The organism is Hydrogenophaga sp. GW101-3F08 (assembly GCF_059424585.1).
In genome coordinates this window covers 123186-144523 of the sequence record NZ_JBWKZP010000007.1, presented here as the reverse complement: position 1 = coordinate 144523, position 21338 = coordinate 123186, and the positions used below count along the sequence as shown (strand labels likewise).

The 21338-nt window shown below is 68.7% G+C and carries 20 protein-coding genes; 8 read left to right on the top strand and 12 right to left on the bottom strand.

Annotated elements, in window-relative coordinates; all coding sequences use genetic code 11:
• The first annotated feature begins 51 nt into the window (after positions 1-51).
• From otsB to AC07YZ_RS17840, 6 genes are all read left to right on the top strand, one after another.
• Entirely contained in the window at positions 52-819 is a 768-nt protein-coding gene (gene otsB / locus AC07YZ_RS17865) for a trehalose-phosphatase (protein ID WP_494795708.1), read from the top strand.
• Positions 820-826: 7 nt separating this feature from the next.
• The gene (locus AC07YZ_RS17860; protein ID WP_494795707.1) at positions 827-2662 is read left to right on the top strand and encodes a glycoside hydrolase family 15 protein; all 1836 of its coding nucleotides are present in this window, start codon (positions 827-829) and stop codon (positions 2660-2662) included.
• A 118-nt stretch (positions 2663-2780) separates the two neighbouring features.
• The gene (gene otsA, locus AC07YZ_RS17855; protein WP_226494574.1) at positions 2781-4163 is read left to right on the top strand and encodes an alpha,alpha-trehalose-phosphate synthase (UDP-forming); all 1383 of its coding nucleotides are present in this window, start codon (positions 2781-2783) and stop codon (positions 4161-4163) included.
• 60 nt (positions 4164-4223) lie between these two features.
• Positions 4224-4634, top strand: a complete 411-nt coding sequence (locus tag AC07YZ_RS17850; protein WP_226494575.1) for a hypothetical protein — start codon at positions 4224-4226, stop codon at positions 4632-4634.
• 147 nt (positions 4635-4781) lie between these two features.
• On the top strand, positions 4782-5489 hold the full coding sequence (locus AC07YZ_RS17845) for a response regulator transcription factor (protein WP_226494576.1): 708 nt from the start codon (positions 4782-4784) through the stop codon (positions 5487-5489).
• Between the two features lie 14 nt (positions 5490-5503).
• The gene (locus AC07YZ_RS17840) at positions 5504-6868 is read left to right on the top strand and encodes a sensor histidine kinase (RefSeq protein WP_226494577.1); all 1365 of its coding nucleotides are present in this window, start codon (positions 5504-5506) and stop codon (positions 6866-6868) included.
• A gap of 80 nt (positions 6869-6948) precedes the next feature.
• Here the strand turns inward: AC07YZ_RS17840 and AC07YZ_RS17835 are convergent, their stop codons facing one another.
• From AC07YZ_RS17835 to AC07YZ_RS17795, 9 genes are all read right to left on the bottom strand, one after another.
• Positions 6949-8043: an ABC transporter ATP-binding protein gene (locus AC07YZ_RS17835; protein ID WP_226494578.1), complete on the bottom strand. Its 1095-nt coding sequence runs from the start codon at positions 8041-8043 to the stop codon at positions 6949-6951.
• A 6-nt stretch (positions 8044-8049) separates the two neighbouring features.
• The gene (locus tag AC07YZ_RS17830; protein ID WP_494795706.1) at positions 8050-8910 is read right to left on the bottom strand and encodes a carbohydrate ABC transporter permease; all 861 of its coding nucleotides are present in this window, start codon (positions 8908-8910) and stop codon (positions 8050-8052) included.
• Positions 8900-9778 (bottom strand): carbohydrate ABC transporter permease, encoded by an 879-nt coding sequence (locus AC07YZ_RS17825; protein ID WP_226494580.1) that lies wholly within the window; start codon positions 9776-9778, stop codon positions 8900-8902. Before AC07YZ_RS17825 ends, AC07YZ_RS17830 begins: the two co-directional genes overlap by 11 nt.
• A gap of 65 nt (positions 9779-9843) precedes the next feature.
• Positions 9844-11094: an ABC transporter substrate-binding protein gene (locus AC07YZ_RS17820; protein WP_226494823.1), complete on the bottom strand. Its 1251-nt coding sequence runs from the start codon at positions 11092-11094 to the stop codon at positions 9844-9846.
• Positions 11095-11245: 151 nt separating this feature from the next.
• Entirely contained in the window at positions 11246-12232 is a 987-nt protein-coding gene (glk, locus tag AC07YZ_RS17815; RefSeq protein WP_226494581.1) for a glucokinase, read from the bottom strand.
• A gap of 144 nt (positions 12233-12376) precedes the next feature.
• A complete protein-coding gene (trxC, locus tag AC07YZ_RS17810; protein WP_494795705.1) occupies positions 12377-12817 on the bottom strand; it encodes a thioredoxin TrxC in 441 nt (146 codons plus the stop codon).
• 129 nt (positions 12818-12946) lie between these two features.
• Positions 12947-14386: a serine/threonine protein kinase gene (locus tag AC07YZ_RS17805; protein WP_494795704.1), complete on the bottom strand. Its 1440-nt coding sequence runs from the start codon at positions 14384-14386 to the stop codon at positions 12947-12949.
• A 154-nt stretch (positions 14387-14540) separates the two neighbouring features.
• Positions 14541-14735 carry a DUF2905 domain-containing protein gene (locus AC07YZ_RS17800; protein ID WP_494795703.1) on the bottom strand — a complete coding sequence of 65 codons (195 nt, stop codon included), beginning with the start codon at positions 14733-14735 and terminating at the stop codon, positions 14541-14543.
• An 85-nt stretch (positions 14736-14820) separates the two neighbouring features.
• On the bottom strand, positions 14821-15972 hold the full coding sequence (locus AC07YZ_RS17795; RefSeq protein WP_494795702.1) for a class I SAM-dependent methyltransferase: 1152 nt from the start codon (positions 15970-15972) through the stop codon (positions 14821-14823).
• Positions 15973-15998: 26 nt separating this feature from the next.
• On the opposite strand from AC07YZ_RS17795, the gene AC07YZ_RS17790 reads away from it, so the two are divergent.
• Positions 15999-16799 carry an SDR family oxidoreductase gene (locus AC07YZ_RS17790; protein WP_226494586.1) on the top strand — a complete coding sequence of 267 codons (801 nt, stop codon included), beginning with the start codon at positions 15999-16001 and terminating at the stop codon, positions 16797-16799.
• A 27-nt stretch (positions 16800-16826) separates the two neighbouring features.
• The gene (locus tag AC07YZ_RS17785) at positions 16827-17210 is read left to right on the top strand and encodes a dihydroneopterin aldolase (protein ID WP_226494587.1); all 384 of its coding nucleotides are present in this window, start codon (positions 16827-16829) and stop codon (positions 17208-17210) included.
• 17 nt (positions 17211-17227) lie between these two features.
• Here AC07YZ_RS17785 and AC07YZ_RS17780 read toward each other — a convergent pair whose 3' ends face one another.
• Genes AC07YZ_RS17780 through AC07YZ_RS17770 form a run of 3 tightly spaced genes read right to left on the bottom strand, consistent with a single transcriptional unit; the run spans position 17228 to position 21298 of the window.
• Entirely contained in the window at positions 17228-17983 is a 756-nt protein-coding gene (locus AC07YZ_RS17780) for a GntR family transcriptional regulator (RefSeq protein ID WP_226494588.1), read from the bottom strand.
• 1 nt (position 17984) lies between these two features.
• Positions 17985-19766, bottom strand: coding sequence for a glycerol-3-phosphate dehydrogenase/oxidase (locus AC07YZ_RS17775; RefSeq protein ID WP_494795701.1), 1782 nt, complete (start codon positions 19764-19766; stop codon positions 17985-17987).
• The gene (locus AC07YZ_RS17770) at positions 19763-21298 is read right to left on the bottom strand and encodes an FGGY family carbohydrate kinase (protein ID WP_494795700.1); all 1536 of its coding nucleotides are present in this window, start codon (positions 21296-21298) and stop codon (positions 19763-19765) included. The genes AC07YZ_RS17775 and AC07YZ_RS17770 overlap by 4 nt, the downstream gene beginning before the upstream one ends.
• Between the last annotated feature and the right edge of the window lie 40 nt (positions 21299-21338).

Sequence of the window (21338 nt, the reverse complement as noted above, 5' to 3'; positions counted from 1 at the left end):
CGTCAAGTCCGGCGCCAGTCCCGCACACCGACGGGGGGAAATGCGCGACATTTGTCACACCCCACCCGGGTCTGTTACGGTCGGCGGGTGATCAACACCTTGCCCATGCTGCTGACCACCCGGTCGGCCCTGTTTCTCGATTTCGACGGCACGCTCGCCGAACTGGCCCCCCGCCCCGACGCGGTGGTGGTCACCCGCGAGCTGCTGAGCCTGCTGGAGCGGCTGCGCGAGCGGCTCGATGGCGCGCTGGCGCTGGTGACCGGGCGCGCCCAGGCCGACATCGAACCCCTGATCGCCCCGCTGCACCTGCCCGCGGCCTTCGAGCACGGCGCGGTGCGCCGTTCCGCCTCGGGCGCCACCACGCGGGCACGCAGCCCCGAGCTCGGCCCCGCGCTGGCCGTGGCGCAGGCCCTGGCGGCGCGCCACTCGGGCCTGCTGGTGGAACACAAGCTCACCGCCCTGGCCCTGCACTTCCGGGCCGCACCGCATCTGGAGGCCGAATGCACCGCCGCCATGAGCGCGGCGATCCGGCACGACCCGGGCCTGCAGCTGCTGCGCGGCAAGGCCGTGGTGGAGGTCAAGTCCGCCAGCGTCGGCAAGGGCCTGGCCATTACCGCTTTCATGGCCGAGCCGCCGTTTGCCGGCCGGCTGCCCCTGTTCGCGGGCGACGACGTGACCGACGAACCCGGTTTCGACGCGGTCCAGCGGCTGGGTGGCGCGGGCATCAAGGTGGGCAGCGGTGATACTTGCGCCCTGCACCGCATCGCCCACCCGCAGGCCCTGCAGCGCTGGTTGTCCGACACCGCCGAAACCCTCTAGCCACCCCATGAGCACCAACACCCCAACGCCCCCACCCAACGGCGACGGCTTCGCAGCCCCCGCCCCGTCCTCCCTCTCGCTGGGCGTGGTGGGCAACTGCGCCTTCAGCGCCCTGATCGACCCCCACGGGCGCGTGGTCTGGAGCTGCCTGCCGCGTTTCGACGGCGACCCCGTGTTCCACGCGCTGCTCGGCGGCGAAGCGCCCGCCGGGGCGTTTGCCATCGAACTGGAGCACCTGGCCGAGGCGCGCCAGCGCTACGAGCCCAACACCGCGGTGCTGGTCACCGAGCTCTGGGACCGCGACGGCCAGGGCATCGCCATCACCGACTTCGCGCCCCGCTTCCTCTCGCGCGGGCGCTATTTCCGGCCCACCATGCTGGTGCGCCGCGTGCGCCCGCTCAAGGGCGCGCCCCGCATCCGGGTGAGCCTGGCGCCGCGCTTCAATTGGGGCGCCCAGGAGCCCGTCATCACCTCGGGCAGCAACCACATCCGCTACGTGGGCGAGGAGCAGACGCTGCGGCTGCACACCGACGCCTCCATCTCCCACGTGCTGAGTCGCCAGCCGTTCCTGCTCACGCGCGAACTCAACTTCCTGCTCGGCCCCGACGAGACCCTGGAAGGCGGCATCGGCGACACCGCGCGGCACTTCGAGCAGGAAACCGTGTCCTACTGGCTCGGCTGGAGCCAGCGCCTGGCGCTGCCGCTGGAATGGCAGGACGCGGTGATCCGCGCCGCCATCACGCTCAAGCTCTCGATGTTCGAGGACACCGGCGCCATCGTCGCGGCCATGACCACCAGCATCCCGGAGGCCCCGGGCACGCAACGCAACTGGGACTACCGCTACTGCTGGCTGCGCGACGCGTTCTTCGTGGTGCGCGCGCTCAACAGTCTGTCCGAGGTCGGCACCATGGAAGACTACCTGCGCTGGCTGTCCAACGTGGTGGTGGGCGCCAACGGCGGCCACGTGCAGCCGCTGTTCGGCATCGGGATGGAGCGCGAGCTGACCGAGCGCATCAGCGAACGGCTCCCGGGCTACCGCGGCATGGGCCCGGTGCGCGTGGGCAACCAGGCGTTCGAGCACTTCCAGCACGACGTGTACGGAAACATCGTGCTCGGTGCGGCCCAGGCGTTTCACGACCGGCGCCTGCTCAACCCGGCGGGCCTGGCCGAGTTCGAGCGGCTGGAAACGGTCGGCGAAAAGGCGGTGCGCATCTTCGACCAGCCCGACGCCGGCATGTGGGAGCTGCGCACGCGGGCCCGTGTGCACACCTCCTCGGCGCTGATGTGCTGGGCCGCCTGCGACCGGCTGTCCAAGATCGCGCACACCCTGCAGCAGGCCGAGCGCGCCGCCTACTGGCAGAAACACGCCGAAGGCATGCGCGCGCGCATCCTGCGCGAATCGTGGAGCGAGGAGCGCCAGGCCTTTGCCGAGAGCTTCGGCGGACGCGACCTCGACGCCAGCGTGCTGCTGATGGCCGAGGTCGGCTTCATCGACCCGATGGACCCACGCTTCGTCGCCACCCTCGAAGCGCTGGAGAAACACCTGTGCGACGGCCCTTACATGCGGCGCTACGAGGCGGCCGACGATTTCGGCAAGCCCGAGACCGCGTTCAACATCTGCACCTTCTGGCGCATCGACGCGCTTGCGCGCATCGGCCGCGTGGAAGAAGCGCGCGCTATTTTTGAGACCATGCTCAAGGCGCGCAACCCGCTGGGCATCCTCTCCGAAGACACCCACGCCACCACCGGCGAGATGTGGGGCAACTACCCGCAGACCTATTCCATGGTGGGCATCATCAACGCGGCCGTGCGCCTCTCGGCGGCCTGGGACACCGTGATATGAGGCCCCCCCCGCAGCGCCTGCGGTGCTTACCCCCCGAGGGGCAACACCTGCGGCCCGGCAAAGCCGGTTCCGCGGTGTTCTGGGCTGGCGCTGCTGCCATCGTTGCGGGTCATCACTCATGAGCCGTCTCGTCGTCGTCTCCAACCGCATCGCCGATCCGCGCAAGACCGCGTCGGGCGGGCTGGCGGTGGCGCTGGGGCAGGCGCTGGAAGTCTCGGGCGGGCTGTGGTTCGGCTGGAGCGGCAAGGTGGTGGAGAACGGCACTCCGGGCGAAGGCGACCTGCACCGCCAGACCGCCGGCAACGTGCAGCTGGTCACGGTGGACCTGAGTCGCGAGGACCACGACAGCTACTACCTGGGCTACAGCAACGGCGTGCTCTGGCCGGTGTTCCACTACCGGCTCGACCTGGCCGACTTCGACGCCGGCTTCATCGGCGGCTACCGGCGCGTCAACCAGATGTTCGCGCACAAGCTCGCGGCCCTGCTGCGGCCCGACGACGTGATCTGGGTGCACGATTACCACCTGATCCCGCTGGCGGCCGAACTGCGCAACATGGGCTGCCAGCAGCGCATGGGCTTCTTCCTGCACATTCCCCTGCCACCGCCGCTGATCCTGGCCGCGGTGCCCGAACACGACTGGCTGATGCGCTCGCTCTTCGCCTACGACCTGGTCGGCTTCCAGAGCGACGCGGACGTGTCCCACTTCTCGCGCTACGTCGGCACCGAAACCTCGGCCGACATCCTGGGCGAACACGAGTTCCGAGCCTTCGGCAAGACCCTGCAGGTGCAGTCCTTCCCGATCGGCATCGACGTGGACGAGTTCATCGCGCTGGGCCAGGCCCGCGAAGCGCAGGACATGTACGCCCAGATCCGCGACGAGTATTCGCGCCGCCGCCTGCTGCTCGGCGTGGAGCGCATGGACTATTCCAAGGGCCTGCCACAGCGGCTCAAGGCGTTTCGCCAGCTGCTGCAGAACTACCCGGAAAACCTGGGCAGCGCCACGCTGATCCAGATCGCCGCGCCCAGCCGCGAGTCGGTCGACGCCTACGCCGCGTTGCGCCAGGAGCTCGAGAGCCTGTGTGGTGCCATCAACGGCAACTTCGGCGAACTCGACTGGATGCCGGTGCGCTACATCCACCGCAGTGTGGCGCGCAAGCGCCTGCCCGGCCTGTACCGCGCGGCCAGCGTGGCCCTGGTCACGCCGCTGCGCGACGGCATGAACCTGGTGGCCAAGGAGTTCATCGCCGCGCAGGACCCGGACGACCCCGGCGTGCTGGTGCTCTCGCGCTTCGCCGGCGCTGCCGAGCAGATGCGCGATGCCCTGCTGGTCAACCCCTACGACACCACGCGCACCGCGGAGACCATCCAGCGCGCGCTGCAGATGCCGCTGGATGAACGCCAGCGCCGCCACCAGGCGCTGCTGCAGAACATCCGCGAGCACGACGTGCACTGGTGGCGCCAACGCTTCCTGAGCGCGCTGGCCGCCATCCCCGGGGCCTGAAACCCCCTGGCGGATCGGGGCCGGCTGTGCCACGATGTGGCGCTCAGACCGCCCGTCGCCATGGCCGCCCGCAACCCACTCAACCGAACGCTCGCCGAGGGCATCGCGCGCGTGGGTTTTCGCAAGTGGTACGCCCGCGAACTGCTCAGCAGCCACGCCCACATGGCGCTGGCCCTGTTCGCCGCGGTGGCGCTGATCGCCAGCTTCGAGGCTTTCCACGGCGCCAGCGCGGGCGAAAAGCTGCTCAACACCGCCTTCGTGCTGGTGAGCGCCGGCATCACCCTGTGGGCGCTGCGGCGTTACCTGTACCTGCTGATGCACGCCGAAGAAATGGCCAACCAGGCCAACTGCCCGCAGTGCAAGGCCTATGGCCTGCTGCGCCTGCAGGACAGCACGCCGGACCGCCATGCCCGCCTGGTGCCGGTGTGCTGCAAGCGCTGCGAGTTCCGCTGGAACATTGAAGAGGAGTGAAAAGGAGCCCCCGCGCTCCGCCGCTGCGCGGGTCGCTGCCCCCCGAGGGGGCTGTTTCACCTTGGGGCGGCCCGGCGGCTGGCCCTTCTCCCCACGCTCCACCGCTGCGCGGGTCGCTGCCCCCGCCAGCCCGGATAAACTGGCCGCATGGCTCACCTGCTGATTGTTGAAGACGACGAACTCCTGCGCGACGGGCTCAGTGCCCAGCTGATGCAGGCCGGACACCGCGTTGCCACCGCGCAAGACGGCAATGCTGCGCTGCAGATGCTGCAGTCAACCGCGTTTGAAGGCGTGGTGCTCGATCTGGGTCTGCCCCACATCGACGGCCTGACGGTGCTGCGCCGCCTGCGCGAGCGCCTGCCCGCGCTGCCGGTGCTGATCCTCACCGCGCGCGACGGCATCGAAGACCGGGTCGAAGGCCTCAACGCCGGCGCCGACGACTACCTGACCAAACCCTTCAACCGCGACGAACTGCTGGCCCGCCTGCAGTCCATGCTGCGCCGCGCCAGCCTGCCCGCGTTCGGCCCGCCCAGCCCCGCCCCGGCGCCCGGATCGGGCGTCGGCAATCTGCGGCTGGACCCCCTGCTGCCGCGCGCCTGGCTGGGCAACGAGGCGATCGATCTGACCCAGCGCGAATGGGTGCTGCTCGACCTGCTGGTGCGCCACAGCGGCCGGGTGGTCAGCCGTGAAGACGTGCTGGCGGCCTGGCAGTCCGAGCCGAGCGAGGCGGGTGGCGTGGCCTCGAACGCGCTGGAGGTGTATGTGCACCGGCTGCGCCGCAAGCTCGCGGGCTCGACCCTGAACATCCGCAACATCCGCGGTCTGGGCTACATGCTGGAGGCGGCCAACGCCTGAGCGCGGCGCCAGCCATGGGTGAACCCTCCCGCCTCTCGCTGCGCCGCCAGCTGCTGCTGTGGCTGCTGCTGCCCCAACTGGTGCTCTGGGCCGGCGGGGGCCTGCTGGCGTACCGTTTTGCGCTGACCTACGCCGAAAAAGGCATCGACCAGTCGCTCACGCAGTCGGTGCGGGCGCTGGCGCGCCAGGTCAAGCCCATCGGCTCGGGGCTGCTGATCGACTTCCCCCGGGCTGCACAGGATGTGCTGGAGCAGGACCCGAACGACCGCATCAGTTACATGGTGTCGTCGCCGCCGGGCCAGTTCCTGCTGGGTAACCAGCACCTGCCGCCGCCGCCCACGGCGCCCAGCGGCGAGAACGAACCGCTGTTCTACGGCGGCCTGCTCGACGGCAAGCCCCTGCGCATCGTCGCGCTGGACGTGAGCTACGGCGCGGAGGACGCCCGCCAGACCCTGCGCGTGCAGGTGGCCAAGGGCACGGCGCTGCAGCAGCGCATCGCCCGCGAGCTGGTGGCCGACATGCTCGCCCCGCTGCTGGCACTGGGCGTGCTGCTGAGCCTGCTGGTGTACGGGGGCATCCAGCGCGGCCTGACGCCGCTGACCAAACTCACCGCCCAGCTGGAAAACCGATCGGTCAACGCGCTCTCGCCCATCGGCATGACCCAGGCCCCGAGCGAGGTGCACGCGCTGGTACAGGCCATCAATGGGCTGCTCGACGAGGTGGCGCGCAGCGTGCACCAGGAAAAGCGCTTCATCAACGACGCCGCCCACCAGCTGCGCACGCCGCTGGCCGGGCTGATCAGCCAGGTGGAGCTGGCCCAGCGCGACACCAGCGAACCCGTGCTCCTGGAGCGGTTGCGCAAGGTGCACACCGGTGCCGAACGCAGCGCACGCCTGGTGCACCAGCTGCTGACGCTGGCGCGCACCGAAACCCAGGCCCGCCGCGAGCCGCTGGACCTGGCCGCGCTGGCGCGCGAGGTGGCGCGCGAGTGGACACCACGCGCGCTGGCCGCGGGCATGGACCTGGGCTACGAGGGGGAAGAGCATCTGCGCATCGAAGGCGATGATCTGCAGTTGCGCGAGGCCCTGAGCAACCTGATCGACAACGCGCTGCGCTACACGCCGCGCGGCAGCACGATCACGCTGCGCGTGGACCACGGGCCCGAGGGCGCGCGGCTGGCGGTGGAAGACGACGGCCCGGGACTGAACCCCGAGGACATGGCCCACGTGTTCCAGCGCTTCTGGCGCGGCAGCCAACTGCCCGGCGGTTGCGGCCTGGGCCTGGCCATCGTGCAGGAAATCGCCCACCGCCACGGCGGCGAGGCCCGGGTGGAGCAGCTCAAGCCGCAGGGGTTGCGGATCGAGCTGCGGCTGGGTTGAAGCGGGGTGCCGGGAGGAGAGAGAGCCCGCACCCCTGACCTCTCCCAGGGGGAGAGGGTAGAGAGCATGAGCCTGGCGGATCAGGGCGCGTGGTGCCCGTCCATCTCCTTCAAGCGCAGGCCGGACGCCTGATCAAACCAGTTGTTGTGGCGGCCGCTCACCGTCATGCCGGCGGTCTCGCCGAGCTGGATCTTGGTGTTGGCTGGCGCGCGAACCGTCATCAGACCCACCGCGGTTTTCACCACCACGTAGGTGTCGGCCCCGGTGGGCTCCACCAGCACCACCTCGCCGCGCCAGGGCGCGTCGTCGCTCAGGTGGATGTGCTCGGGCCGCTGGCCCAGCGTCACCTGCTGCACGTCGGGACACGGCAGGTCCAGCGAGCCGCCTTCGAACACGAACTTGCCGTTGTCGCCCGAGCGCTCCACATGGCCCGGGATGAAGTTCATGGTGGGTGAGCCGATGAAGCCCGCCACGTAGGTGTTGGCCGGGCGGCGGTAGATCTCGTCGGGCGTGTCGATCTGCTGCAGGATGCCGTCTTTCATCACCGCGATGCGGCTGCCCAGGGTCATGGCCTCGATCTGGTCGTGCGTCACGTACACGGTGGTGATGCCGCTCACGTGGTGCAGGCGCTTGATCTCGGCGCGCATCTCCACGCGCAGCTTGGCGTCCAGGTTGGACAGTGGCTCGTCAAACAAAAACAGCTGCGGGTCGCGCGCCAGGGCCCGGCCCATGGCCACGCGCTGGCGCTGGCCGCCCGAAAGCTGGCTGGGCCGGCGGTCCAGCAGGTGCTCGATCTGCAGCAGCACGGCCACTTCCTGGATGCGCTTCTTGCGCACGTCCAGCGGCACCTTGCGCATCTCCAGCGCGAAGCCGATGTTGTCGGCCACCGTCATGGTGGGGTAGAGCGCGTAGCTCTGGAACACCATGGCGATGTCGCGCTGGGCCGGCGCCATGCCGATCACGTTCTTGCCGGCGATCAGCAGCTCGCCTTCGGACGGCTCTTCCAGGCCGGCGATGATGTTGAGCAGGGTGGACTTGCCGCAGCCCGAGGGGCCGACGAGGATGAGGAACTCGCCCGGCGCGACGTCGATGTCGATGCGCTTGAGCACCTCGACCGCCTTGTCGCCCTTGCCGAAAACCTTGCGGATGCCCGCGATGTGCAATGAAGAAGCCATGGGTTTTTATCCTTTCACAGCGCCGGCTGTGAGACCTTTCAGAAAGTACTGTCCCGCGAGCACGTACACCAGCATGGTGGGCAGGCCGGCGATGATGGCGGCGGCCATGTCCACGTTGTAGCTTTTCACGCTGCTGGTGGTGTTGGCCATGTTGTTCAGGCCCACGGTGATGGGTTTGCTGTCGGCGCCGCTGAAGGCCACGCCAAACAGGAAGTCGTTCCAGATGTTGGTGAACTGCCAGATCAGCGTGACCATCATGATCGGCGTGGACATGGGCACCACGATGCGCCAGAAGATGCGCCAGAAGCCCGCACCGTCGATGCGCGCGGCGTTCACCAGCTCGCGTGGAATGGCGGTGTAGTAGTTGCGGAAGAACAGCGTGGTGCCGGCCACACCGGCCAGGCAGTGCACCAGCACCAGTCCGCCGATGGAACTGGACAGGCCCAGGTACCCCAGCACCTGGCTCATGGGCAGCAGCACCACCTGGAACGGCATGAAGACGCCGAACAGCATGAAGCCGAACAGCACGTCGCTGCCCTTGAACTTCCACATGCTCAGCACGTAGCCGTTGATGGCGCCCCAGGCGGTGGAGATCAGCACCGCCGGCACGGCCATGGCGACCGAGTTCCAGAAGTAAGGCTGCAGACCGCGGCAGTCCACCCCGGTGCAGGCGGTGGACCAGGCGAGCTGCCAGGACTCGAAGTTCAGGCCGGCGGGCAGGCTCAGCAGGTTGCCCGAGCGGATCTGGTCGGCGTCCTTGAAGGACGTGACGATCATCACGTAGAGCGGCGCCAGAAAGAACAGCGCGGCCACCAGCAGCACGCCGTAGACGATGACGCGCCCGAAATTGAATGGTTTAGCGGTCATGGGGTTTGGCCCTCAGTTCGCTGTACAAATATGGAACCACGATGGCCGCCACGGTGGCCAGCATCATGGTGGCGCTGGCCGCGCCCAGGCCGATCTGGCCGCGCGTGAAGCTCATCGTGTACATGAAGGTGGCCGGCACGTCGGTGGCGTAGCCGGGGCCGCCGCCGGTGAGCGCCATCACGAGGTCGAAGCTCTTGATGGACAGGTGCGAGAGCACCAGGATGGTGGAGAACACCACCGGCCGCATGATGGGCAGGATGATGCGCCAGTAGATCCGGGGCAGCGCGGCGCCGTCGATCTGGGCGGCCTTGATGATGCTGTCGTCGATGCCGCGCAAGCCGGCCAGGAACAGGGCCATGGCAAAACCGGCCGACTGCCAGATGCCCGCGATCACCACGCAGTAGATGGCGTAGTCGGACTGCACCAGCCAGTCGAACGTGAAGCTGGTCCAGCCCAGGTCGTGCATGAGTTTTTCCAGCCCGAGGCTGGGGTTCAGAATCCACTTCCAGGCCGTGCCGGTCACGATGAACGACAGCGCCATGGGGTACAGGAACACGGTGCGCAACACGCCTTCGGCGCGCACTTTCTGGTCCAGGAAGATGGCCAGCACCATGCCCAGGGCCATCGAGCCGCCCACGTAGAGCACGCTGAAGATGCCCAGGTTCATCAGCGCCACGTACCAGCGGTCCATGTCCCAGAGCTGGACGTATTGCTCCAGCCCGACGAAGTTGTCGTAGTTGGGCAGCATGCGCGATCCGGTCAGCGAGAGCACGCCGTTCCAGATCATGAAGCCGTAGATGAACGCGAAGCCGAGCACGAAGCCCGGCGCGATCACCAGCTTGGGCAGCAGGTTTTCAACAGTTTTCATGGGGGGTTCATCCAAAAATAACCCCATCCACCAGGGATGGGGTTATTGGTTCAGCCAGCGGATGCTTACTTGGTCGCGGCGGCTTTGGCGATGGTCTTCACGCCATCGGCCACCGAGATCTTGTCGTCGTTCCAGAACTGGCTCACGGCGTCCTTCATGGCGCCTTCGGCCGCCGGGCTGACGGCCATGCCGTGGGCGATGGACGGCACCAGGCCGCCACCGGCGGCGGTGGCCACGAAGTCCTTGCTGGAGAGCTTGGCGCAGTCATCGAACTTGTCCATCTTCATGTTCAGACGAACCGGAATCGAGCCCTTGTTCAGGTTGAACACTTCCTGGAACTCCGGCCCCATGATGGCGGCGGCCAGGTCGCCCTGGGCCTTCTGCGCGCTGGCGTCCTTCAGCTTGAACATGGCGAAGGAGTCGACGTTGAAGGTGTAGGCGTTGGCGGTGCCGGGAGCGGCGGCGCAGATGTAGTCCTTGCCCGGCACCTTGCCGGCGGCGGTGAACTCGCCCTTGGCCCAGTCGCCCATGAACTGGAACGCGGCCTTTTCCTGGATCACCATGGCGGTGGCCAGGTTCCAGTCGCGGCCCGGGGCGGCGGCGTCGGTGTAGCCCTTGATCTTGCGGAAGGTTTCGAGCGACTTGGCCATGGTCGGGCTGGTCAGCGCCTTCTGGTCGAGCTTGACCAGCGCGTCCTGGTAGAACTTGGCGCCACCGACGCCCAGCACCACCGATTCAAAGGTGGTGAAGTCCTGCCAGTTCTGACCACCGTGCGCCACGGCGATCAAGCCGGCCTTCTTGACCTTGTCGGCGGCGGCGAAGAACTCGTCCCAGGTCTTGGGCGCGCCGGCAACGCCGGCCTTCTTCAGCACGGCGGCGTTGGCCCACATCCAGTTCACGCGGTGCACGTTCACCGGCGCGGCCACGTAGTTGCCCTTGTACTTCATGACGTCGGCCACGACCTTGGGCAGCAGGCTGTCCCACTTCTCGGCCTGGGCCACCGAGTCCAGGTTGGCCAGCACGCCTTCGTTGGCCCATTCCTGAATGCCGGGGCCCTTGATCTGGGCGGCGGCCGGCGGGTTGCCCGCCACCACGCGGCTCTTGAGCACGGTCATGGCCGCGTCGCCGCCGCCACCGGCCACGGCGAAGTCCTTCCAGGTGTGGCCCTTGCTCTGCATGATCTTCTTCAGCTCGCCCACCGACTTGGCCTCACCGCCCGAAGTCCACCAGTGCAAGACTTCCACTTCACCAGCGCTGGCGGCCGAGCCCAGCATGACCAAAGCAACGGCGGTGGCGAGTTTCGAGAGTTTCAACATCATGACTCCATCAAAAAAAGGTCGCCGCGGCCACAGGGGACCGCAAGCGATATTCAATCCAGCGCGACACCATGCCGCCCCAGACATGTTAATTTTTCATTAATTAATGTATCTGTTCAAGCGGGGAAAACCCGATGTCGGATAAAAAAAGTCAGCCCAGCGCATCCAGCGCCCGCGCCGCGCCCATCAGCGCCGGCGACCGGGCGGACGTGATGACCCACACGGGGAGTTCGGCCAGGTAGCTCTTGAACCGGCCCTTGGTTTCAAACCGCTCGCGAAACGGCGAAGCGTCGAACCAGGTGCCCAGCCGCGGCACGATGCCGCCGCCCACGTAGACACCCCCGCGCGCGCCCAGCGTGAGGGCCAGGTTGCCCGCCACCGAACCCAGCATGGCGCAGAAGATGTTGAGCGCCTCCAGCGCCTGGGGCTGGCCGTTCTTCAGGGCGGCGTCGCTCACGTCGGCGGCCCCCACCACGCTGCCGATGTCCACCCCGTCGGCCTCGCACAGCAGCAGGTAGGTGTCGAGCAGGCCCTGGCCGCTGGTGACCCGCTCGGCCGAGGCATGGCCGTAGCGGTGGATCAGGCCGTCCATCACCAGCCGCTCGCGCGCCGTGGTGGCCGGCAGGGTCACGTGGCCGCCCTCGCCTTCCAGCGGCACCCAGCCTGTGCGCCCCACGGGCAGCAGGCCCGAAACCCCCAGGCCGGTGCCCGCGCCCACCAGCCCAATGGCCGCCCGCGGCTGGGCCTGGCCGCCGCCCACCTGGCGCAGCTCGGCCGCGGGCAGATCGGGCAGCGCCAATGCGAGCGCGGTGAAGTCGTTGAGCAGGCGCAGGGTGTGAAAGCCGAACTCGGCCTGCACCGCCGACTGGGAAAACGACCAATGGTGGTTGGTCATGCGGATGTGATCGCCGGTGATCGGGTTGGCGATGGCGATCGCCGCCGCGTACGGCGTGCCGCGACCCAGGTCGTTCAGGTAGACGCGGATCGCGTCCTGCAGGCGGGCGTGTTCGGCGCAGGGCAACACGCGCACATCGGTGATGGGCTCGCCCGGCCCGGCCTGCCAGGCGAAACGGGCGTTGGTACCGCCCACGTCGGCGAGCAGTCGGGCGTGGTGAAGTCCGGTGGTCTGGTTTGGCATCTGATCTGACCCACAAAGTCTGTCCCGAACAGTACCCCATGACCGCCCGGCAAAGGAAGCGGATTATGCCGGACATGTAACTCAGTTACATGGATGCCAAAACAGGAAGAACGGCCCGGCCCGCCGCCGCCGTCGCGCGAACACTCAGATCCGCTGCGAACGCGCCCAGCGCACGATGTCGGCCGCGCCCATGGCGCCGGGCTGGCGCGCCACCTCGCGGCCGTTCATGAACAGCGCCAGCGTGGGGATGCTGCGGATGTTGAAGCGGGCGGCCAGGGCCTGCGCCTCTTCGGTGTTCACTTTCGCCAGCCGCATGCCGGGCTCCAGCTGCTGCGCGGCCTGCTCGAAGGCCGGCGCCATCGTGCGGCAGGGGCCACACCAGGGCGCCCAGAAGTCCACCAACACCGGCACCTGCGAGCGCGCGATGTGTTTTTCGAACGCCGCCTCGTCCAGCGCCACCGGATGGCCGGTGAACAGCGGCCGGTGGCATTTGCCGCAATCCGGCGCGGCCGAGAGATCGGCACTGGCGATGCGGTTGGTGGTGTGGCAATGGGGGCAGACGATGTGCAGGGAATCGGTGGACATGGATGGACCTCAGTGGCGATTGGCGCCAGATGCGGGCCTGATCCTTCGATTTCAAGACACTCTATGGGGTATCGGCATTCCTGCGGCCCACAGCCGCGGCCACCAACGCCGACGCGGCATCTGCACGCCTCAGCGGAACCGGGCACAGACCGCATGGCGGCGGTAACGGTCGGTTTTGCATTGCTTCCAAAGACAGCGTTCGCGCTGGAAAAGGCCCAGATGGGTGCAAGGCTCGCTGGGCGGCGCCTGCGTGATCAGCGGCTTCTTCTCCAACAGGGACGGCAAGGGCTCTGCGGCGACGGGAGGTGGCTCGACCCTGGTCACGGCTACCGCCTTCGGTGCCGACCCGGTGGACCCGTCACTCGGTCCGACCGGAAGCCCGGGCAGCCAGACCACCCCGATCAACAGCGCCAGCAGCAAGCCGGCACGGCGTGAACGCCACCCGACAGGGACCCTCTCCCACAGCCGCAGGGATCTGCCACGCAGCGGCTGCGTGCGCTCGAACCCCGACGGAGCGTTGGCCGGGTCAGAGACCAAAGCCTGCGTGGTCTGCGTCAGATGGACATCGATCGGCACCGGGAAGGAACGGAGCGGCGAGCCGGTGGCCACCCTGCCGGCGAGCTCGGCCGGCTTCACCGCCGCCAGCAAATCCGCCAGACTGGACTGGCTGTCCGCAGCGACCCAGTCGCGCAGTTCCGAGGGGTCACCGGGCAGGGGTCCGTCCGCGCCCTGCGTCGCATCGGCACCGGCAGCGGCCAATGCCTGGCGCAATTGGGACACCGTTGGGAAACGCAGCGACCGGTCTTTTTGCAAAGCCTGCTGCAAGACACGGTCCAGCCCGGCGGTCACCCCTGGCGACAGGTCCGCGGCGTTGGGCGTCGCCTGGTTCAGGATGTTCTGGGTGATCTCGACAAACTGCCGCCCGCCAAACGGTGGACGACCGGTCAACAGCTCAAACAGCAAGACGCCGCAGGCGAAGACATCACACCGCCCGTCCAGCGGCTCTCCCCTGAGCTGTTCGGGCGCCATGTAGCGGGGCGTTCCGATCAGTTGCCCTTCGACCACGGTGGCCTGTATGCCATCCAGGTCGAGCATCTTGGCGATGCCGAAGTCGGTGAGTTTGACGTTTCCCCGGTGGTCCACCAGGATGTTCTCCGGCTTGATGTCCCGGTGCAGCACGTGGTGCTCGTGCGCATGTTCCAGCGCCGCCAGGACGCCGTCGACCAGGTGCAACACCCCCGGGACCGAGAAGCGCACACCGTGGTTCAGGCACTGGCGCAGGTTCAGCCCGTGGACGCATTCCATCACCATGTAGGCGCCCTGGTCGCTTCGCCCCACGTCGTAGACGGCCACGATCCCGGGATGGCGCAAGCGGGCCGCCGAGCGCGACTCGACCACGAAGCGCCGTTCCTGCGCCAGCACGGCCTCGCTGGACATGCCCGAAGAGCGCAGGGTCTTGATGGCGACCACCCGCCCGAGGTCCGGGTCATAGGCCCGCACCACCACACCCATGGCACCTTCGCCCAGGAGGTCAAGAACGATGTACCGGCCAATCTGTTCGGACGACATAGGTGAAAGAACGCCTCAAAGTGCTTGTCTGAATTACACCGCAACCCGGCCGGGCCCAAAGACGGAACCGGGTGCCCGGGGCCGGATCGAGCGCTCAATTGCCACAAAAATCACGCGCCGCCGCCGGCCATGAAGGGGGCCTGGTCTCGGCCGCTCAGAGGATATGGCCGATCAGGCTGGCCACAAAGCTCAGCAGAATCGTGGTGGTCAGGGGGATGAACCACTCGCGCCCGAAAGCCTTGAACCGCAAATCGCCTGGGAGCTTGCCGAAACCCAGTTTCTGCAGCAACGGTGTGAACCAGCTGATCAGCAACAGGGCCAGGAAGATGACGATCATCCAGCGGATCAAGCGCCAACTCCTTCAGACGCGAAGGGGATGGCTCCGGGGGTGCCGCCCCCCTGGAGGGGGTCGTGCGAAGCGCGGCAGGGGTGTTTCATAGCCTGTGTGTCCGGTCGCCAGCGGAAAAACCCACGGGCGACCAGCCCTCGGCGCTGGCCGCCGGCGCCAGCACGATCACCTTGAACAGCTCGCCCATCTCGTGTTCGTTCACCAGCTTGCCGAACATGGCGTTTTCGCGCGGGCCGACGTCTTTCGCCACCTCCAGCAGCCCGGCGTTGATCAGGAAGCGGCCCTGGCTGGTGTAGCCCAGCACGCTCATGCCGGCGTCCTGCGCGGCCAGCGCGATGCCGGTGAAATTCACGTGCGCGGTGATGTCTTTTTCGCCCACGTCGGCCAGCGGATCGTCGTCGCTCTGGTGCGCGCGGTGGCAGATCAGCGTGCCCATGTGGCGCTGCGGGTGGTAGTACTCGGCTTCGGGGAAACCGTAGTCGATGAAAAACGCCGCGCCGCGTTGCAGCCGGTCGGCCAGCGTGCGGATGAAGGCCTCGGCCTGCGGGTGGATTTCGGTCAGGTAGTCGTGCGGGCCTTCGATGTCCAGCGGCGGACGCAAGGGCGTGGAGCACTCGGCCCAGACCAGCGCGCCGCCGTCGTCGAGCGCCACGCCGCGCTCGTGCCAGACTCCGCCGGCCTGCCCGCCCACGCGGTGCAGCAACTGCACCGGCATGGCGTCCAGCACCTCGTTGCCCAGCACCACGCCTTCGAAGGCGTCGGGCAGCGCATCGGCCCACCGCACCACGGCGCCGTGCGCGGCCAGGGTCTCGCGCTGGCGCTCACGCAGGCTGCCCGAGAGATCGACGATGGTGTAGCACCGCGGGGGCTGGCCCATGGCGGCGAGCGCGTCCAGCACCTGCAGCGCGAGCGCGCCGGTGCCGGCGCCGAACTCCCACAGCTCGTCGGTACCGGTGGCCACCAGCGCCTGCGCCACCTGACGCGCCAGCGTGTGGCCGAACAGCGGCGACAGCTCGGGCGCGGTCACGAAGTCGCTGCCCTGCCCCGCCACACCCGCCGGCATCTGGCCAAACTTGGGGCTCTGGTTGGCGTAATAGCCCAGCCCCGGTTCGTACAGCGCCATGGCCATGAAGCGGTCAAACGGCAGCCAGCCGCCCGACGCGCGGATGGCCTCGCGCAGGCGCTCCCGCAGGGTGCTCGTTAAACTTGTCGGCTCGCTCACAGATTCGGTGTTCACCCGCCCATTATCCGAGACGGTCCGACATGCCCAGCCCCGCCCCCACCGAACAACCCACCGCTCCCCGCACCGTGCTGATCACCGGCGCGGGCCGGCGCCTGGGCCGCGAGATCGCGCTCACGCTGGCGCGCGGTGGCTGGAACGTGGCGGTGCACCACCGGCTGTCGGTGGACGAAGCGCGGCAGACCGCCGCCGACTGCGACGCGCTCAGCGGCCGCGCCGGCAGCGCCCAGCCCGTGCATGCCGACCTCGGCGACGAGGCCAGCGTGCGTGCTCTGCTGCCGGCCGTGGTGGCGCGTTTCGGCCGGGTGGACGCGGTGGTGAACAACGCCTCGCTGTTCGAACACGACAGCGCGCAGACCTTCGGCTTCGCCGCCATGGACCAACACCTGCGCACCAACACCGGCGCGGCCGTGCTGCTGGCGCAGGCGCTGCATGCGCACCTGCTGGCCACGGGCGACACACGCGAGGGCGCGGTGGTCAACCTGCTGGACCAGAAGCTCTGGAACCAGAACCCCGACTTCTTCAGCTACACGCTCTCCAAGGCCGCGCTCGAAGCCGCCACCACCATGCTGGCCCTGGCGCTGGCGCCGCGCGTGCGGGTGGTCGGCGTGGCGCCAGGGCTCACGCTCACCAGCCACCTGCTGAGTGAGGAGAAGTTCGCCGAACTGCACCGCCAGTCACCGCTGGGCCGTTCGTCCACCCCGCAGGACGTGGCCACCACCGTGGCCTTTGCCCTCGACAACCGGTCCATCACCGGCACCACGCTGCTGGTCGACGGAGGCCAGCACCTGATGCGCTTCGAGCGCGATTTTTCGCTGATGTGACGTGACCGGCCACAGGCCCCATCCAAGATGAACACACCCCTTTCGACCCAAGCCGGCACCCAGATCCTCGCCCTCACCGGCCTGCGTTTCGACGCCAATCTGGGCATCCTGGACCACGAGAAGACGGCGCCGCAGCCGATCCAGGTGGACGCCGAGCTCAACCAGGGCAACCAGCCGCTGCTGCCGCACGACGACGACATCGGCCATGTGCTCGACTACCGCAAGGTGCGTCAGATCATCATCGACGAGTGCACCGCCGAACACGTGAACCTGCTGGAGAGCCTGATCGGCAAGCTCACGCGCCGGCTCATGCTGTTGCCGGGCGTGATCGGCGTGCGCGTGAAGATCGCGAAGCTGGAAATCTTTGACGACTGCGAGGTCGCGATCCGCATGGAGAGCGGGCAGTGGTGAACGGGTAGCCGACCCGGCTACGTGGTCGTCTGCACGTGCAGCCGGCTGGATTTGCAGCGGTGCAAGGCGTTGTAGTACTCCAGACGCCGGCCGTTGGCACCGTAGGCGATCGACTCGATGCGCAGCAGCGGCTCGGGCTGCCGCAGTTGCAGCAGTTCGCAGGTCTCGGCGTCCGGCAGCACCGCATCGATCCAGCGCTCGGCGCGCACCAGGCGCACGCCGTACTGGCGGCGCAACACGTCGTAGAGCGAGCGGTCGTCCAGGCGCATGCGGTGCAACCCGGGAGCCAGGTCGGCCGGCACCACGGTGTCCACCAGCAGGCGCAGCTCGCCATCCACGCTGCGCAGCCGCTTCAAGGCCACCACCTGGGTGTCGTCGGTCAGCCCCAGGGCCTGGATCTCCTGCGGGGTCGGTGCGCGCAGCTGCTGGGCCAGCACCTGGGTGCGCACGGATCGCCCCTTGCGCTCCATCTCGTCGGAGAAACCGAGCACGGTCGAGACAAAGTCCTCATCGCGCTCGCGCGCTGCGACAAAGGCGCCACGGCCCTTGATCTTGTAGATCAGGTTGTTGCGCACCAGATCGGCCAGGGCCTCGCGCACCACGATGCGCGAGATGCCGAACTGCTCGCCCAGCTCCGCTTCGGAGGGCAGCTTGGCGCCAATGGGCAACACGCCTTGCAGGATCTGCAGGCGCAGCGCATCGCGGAACTGCGCCCACAGGGGCGATTCCGAGTTGCGGTCGAGCAGGTGGGGGGTGTCGTTCGGAGCGTTCACGTCAGGACGGGCTCAGGGCCGGTTGGATGGTCAAGGGGGCAGGGACAGCCGGCGCGGCATCGGCCTCGGGTGTTGCGGGGGCCAGGCGCACGCCGTGGCGCTCGCGCAGGGCGGTGGCGCAATTGTGCAGTTCCCGGTGTTCGCGCCCGGCATCCCAGCCCAGCGCCTGGGCCGCAACGCCGGCCACCTCGGCCAGCGCGGCGTCCGTGACCCGCCCGCGAATGGCCAGCAGCGTGCGGCGGATCACGAGATCGTCCAGGTGGATCACGCCGGTTTCGCTGCACAGGTAGGCCAGCTCCGACGCCGAATAATCGGGCGCATGCGCCAGCGGCACGTCGCCCGCCAACTTGAAGCCCTGCGCCATGCGCAAGGCGTGGGACCCGTAGCGGCCCAGCAGCGCCTGGGCCCGCGCAGGCGAAAGGCCCGAATCCCGGGTGATGCGCTCGATGAACCGCTGGGTCGCCTGCGCGCCCTGCGGCATGTCCGCCCCGCCGCCAATGGGCAACTGCCGGGTCGAGGCCCTGCGCTCCCGGCCCAGCAGGCGCAGCACCTCGTCGGTGGCCTCTTCGGCCAAGGCCCGAAAGGTGGTCCATTTGCCGCCCACCAGCCCCACAACCGGGATGTCGCGCGATGCTGAGGGAGGGTCGATCACCACCGAATGGTCGCGCGAGATCTGGCCCGGCTTGTCGGCGTCCGAGCGCGCCAGCGGCCGCACGCCCACATAGGTGTAGACCACGTCGCGGTGGTCGAAGGCCAGGTTGGGGAAGACCTCGCCCAGCACCTCCAGCAGGTAGTCCACCTCGGCCGGCTCGGTGGCGATCTGGTCGGGGTCGTCCACCGGGATGTCGGTGGAGCCCACCAGCACCCGGTCCAGAAACGGGTAGACGATGCACACACGCCCGTCCACCGCCTCGAAATACGCCATGCGCCCTTCCAGCGCGTCGCGCAGCGTGGGGTGGTCGAGCACCAGATGCGAGCCCTTGGTGCCCATCACACGCGGCACCACGCCACCGAGCAGGGCCGTGCTGCGGTCCAGCCAGGCGCCGCTGGCGTTGACCACGGCGTCGGCCGTCACGCTGACCACCTCGCCGGTGATCTCGTCGCGCAGCGTGAGGGTCTTGCCCACGCAACCCATCACGCGGCAATGGTTGGTGGCCACCGAGCGGGGCTCGTCGCGGCAGGCATCGCGGATCAGTTCCAGCACCAGCCATTCGGGGTGGCTGATCCAGGCGTCGAAAAAGGTCGCGGTCCAGCGCACCGCCGGGCGGAACAGCTGGCGGTCGGCCGGCTGCACGCGGCCGATGCGGTGGTTGGGCATCACGCGCTGGCGCCGGCCCAGCAGGTCGTACAGGCGCAGCCCCGCCGCCACGGCCAGCAGGCCCCGCGTGCGCTGGGGCGGCGTGCGGCCGAAGAACTTGAGGGCACTGCTCATCAGGCCGCCGAAGAAGCTGGAGAGCGGCACCACGGTCTTCAAAGGCTGCACCAGGTGCGATGCGTTGCGCAGCAACAGGTTGCGCTCGCGCGTGGCCTCGGCCACCAGCGAGAAGCTGCCGCTTTCCAGGTAGCGCAGGCCGCCGTGGATCATGCGCGAGGGCGCGCTGCTGGCACCGGCGCTGAAATCGCCCTTGTCGACGATGAGGCAGTCCACCCCCTGCAGCGAGAGGTCGCGGAACACGCCCACGCCGTTGATGCCGGCGCCCACGATCACGGTGGAGAAATGGCGGCCGGCCACGGCGGCCGGGCGCACGAAAGGCGATGGCGTCGATGGTGAAGGGCTGCTCATGGCGACACCTCCGCGCTTTGCGCAGGCGCGCACAGGGCCTGGGGCGGCCGGGGGGTTTTCTGCGGGCTGCCCGCCAGATGGCCAAACACAGGGGACATGGTGGCGATCAATTCGTTGAAGGTGGCGTTGAAGTCCGCGTGGGCCCGCGCCTGGGCGGCATCGGGTTCGACCGTGTCGCACGGTGCGCGCAAAGGGTGGGTATCGATGCCCTGCGACATCGCGGCGTAGATCGCGGCGCCGCGCGCACCGGTTTCGTCGTCGGCGCAGCGCTCGACCGGTCGGCCCAGCAGGCCGGCCAGCAGGCGCACCAGGCGCGCGTCGCTGGCGCCGCCGCCGAGCACGGTGTTTGCCGAGACCGGCAAGCCCGCCGTGGCGAGGCGGGCCGTGTGCCGCGCATGCAATGCCGCCACCGCATCGACCACGGCACGCGCCATGTCGCCGCGTGTGTGGTGGCTTTTGAGGCCGACGAAGCCCGCCGTCACGCCCGCGCCACCGTTCACGAAGGGCAGGAAGCGCAAGCCCCCGGCCCCGAACGGCACCGACATCGCCAGGTCCACCACCGCGCGCGCATCGGGCAGGCCGAGCACGCCCGCCAGCCAGGCGATGTTGGCCATCGACGAGGGGCTGTTCTCCATGTACAGGCGCTGGTCGCGCGGGCCGAAATGCACGACGGCCGCCACGTCGGGCCGGGGCGCCATCACCGGGCCGATGACGGCGTTCACACACCAGGTGCCCAGCACCGACACCGCGCGGCCGCGCTCCTGGGCACGCAGGGCGGTCATGGAGGCCAGCAGATCGATGGCGCCCATGGCCACGGGAATGCCCGCTGGCAGACCGTGCGCCTCGGCGGCCGAGGGTTGCAGGGTGCCGAAGGCCTGACCGCTGGGCACCAGCGGCCCGAAGGCCTGCGGCGAGAGGTCCGCGATGCCCGAGGCGGCAAAGGCCAAGGGCGACCAGGTGCCGGTGGCCACAGAGATCAGGCCCGCCGTGCTGGCGTCGCTGGCGTCGGTGGCGATCTCGCCGGTGAGCAGAAAGCCCACGTAGTCCTTGGCGAACATCAGGCGATGCAGAGCGCCGCTGCGCACCGCGTCAGCGCCGAGCAGTTCGGCCGCGATCACGGTGGGCTGACCCGGCCAGGGCTGACAGCCGACCTCGGCCTGCAGCTGCGGGCCGCATTGGCGCGCCAGGGCCAGCGCCCGCGCATCGGCGCGCTGGTCGGTCGATGCCACGGCCCGCCCGCCCACGAGTTCATGGCGCGCGTCGAGCGCATAGAGCCCGGCGCCGTGCCCGGTGCAGCCGATGGCGCGCACCTCGCCCACGCGCGGGCCGAGCTGGTGCGCCACGTCGCGCAGCACCTGCGACAGGGCCGCGCGGATGGCCGGCGCCCCCAACTCACAGCCGCCACCGGGCAGCCGGTCGTGGGGCAGGGGCATGCGCGACAGGGCCAGAGTGCGGCCGCTCGTGGCCTCCAGGGCCAGGGCCTTCAGGCTGCTGGAGCCCAGGTCGATTCCGATGAGTATGTTGGTCTTCATGTCATAACAGCTTCCGCTCATCCAGCGGGTTCATCCAGTA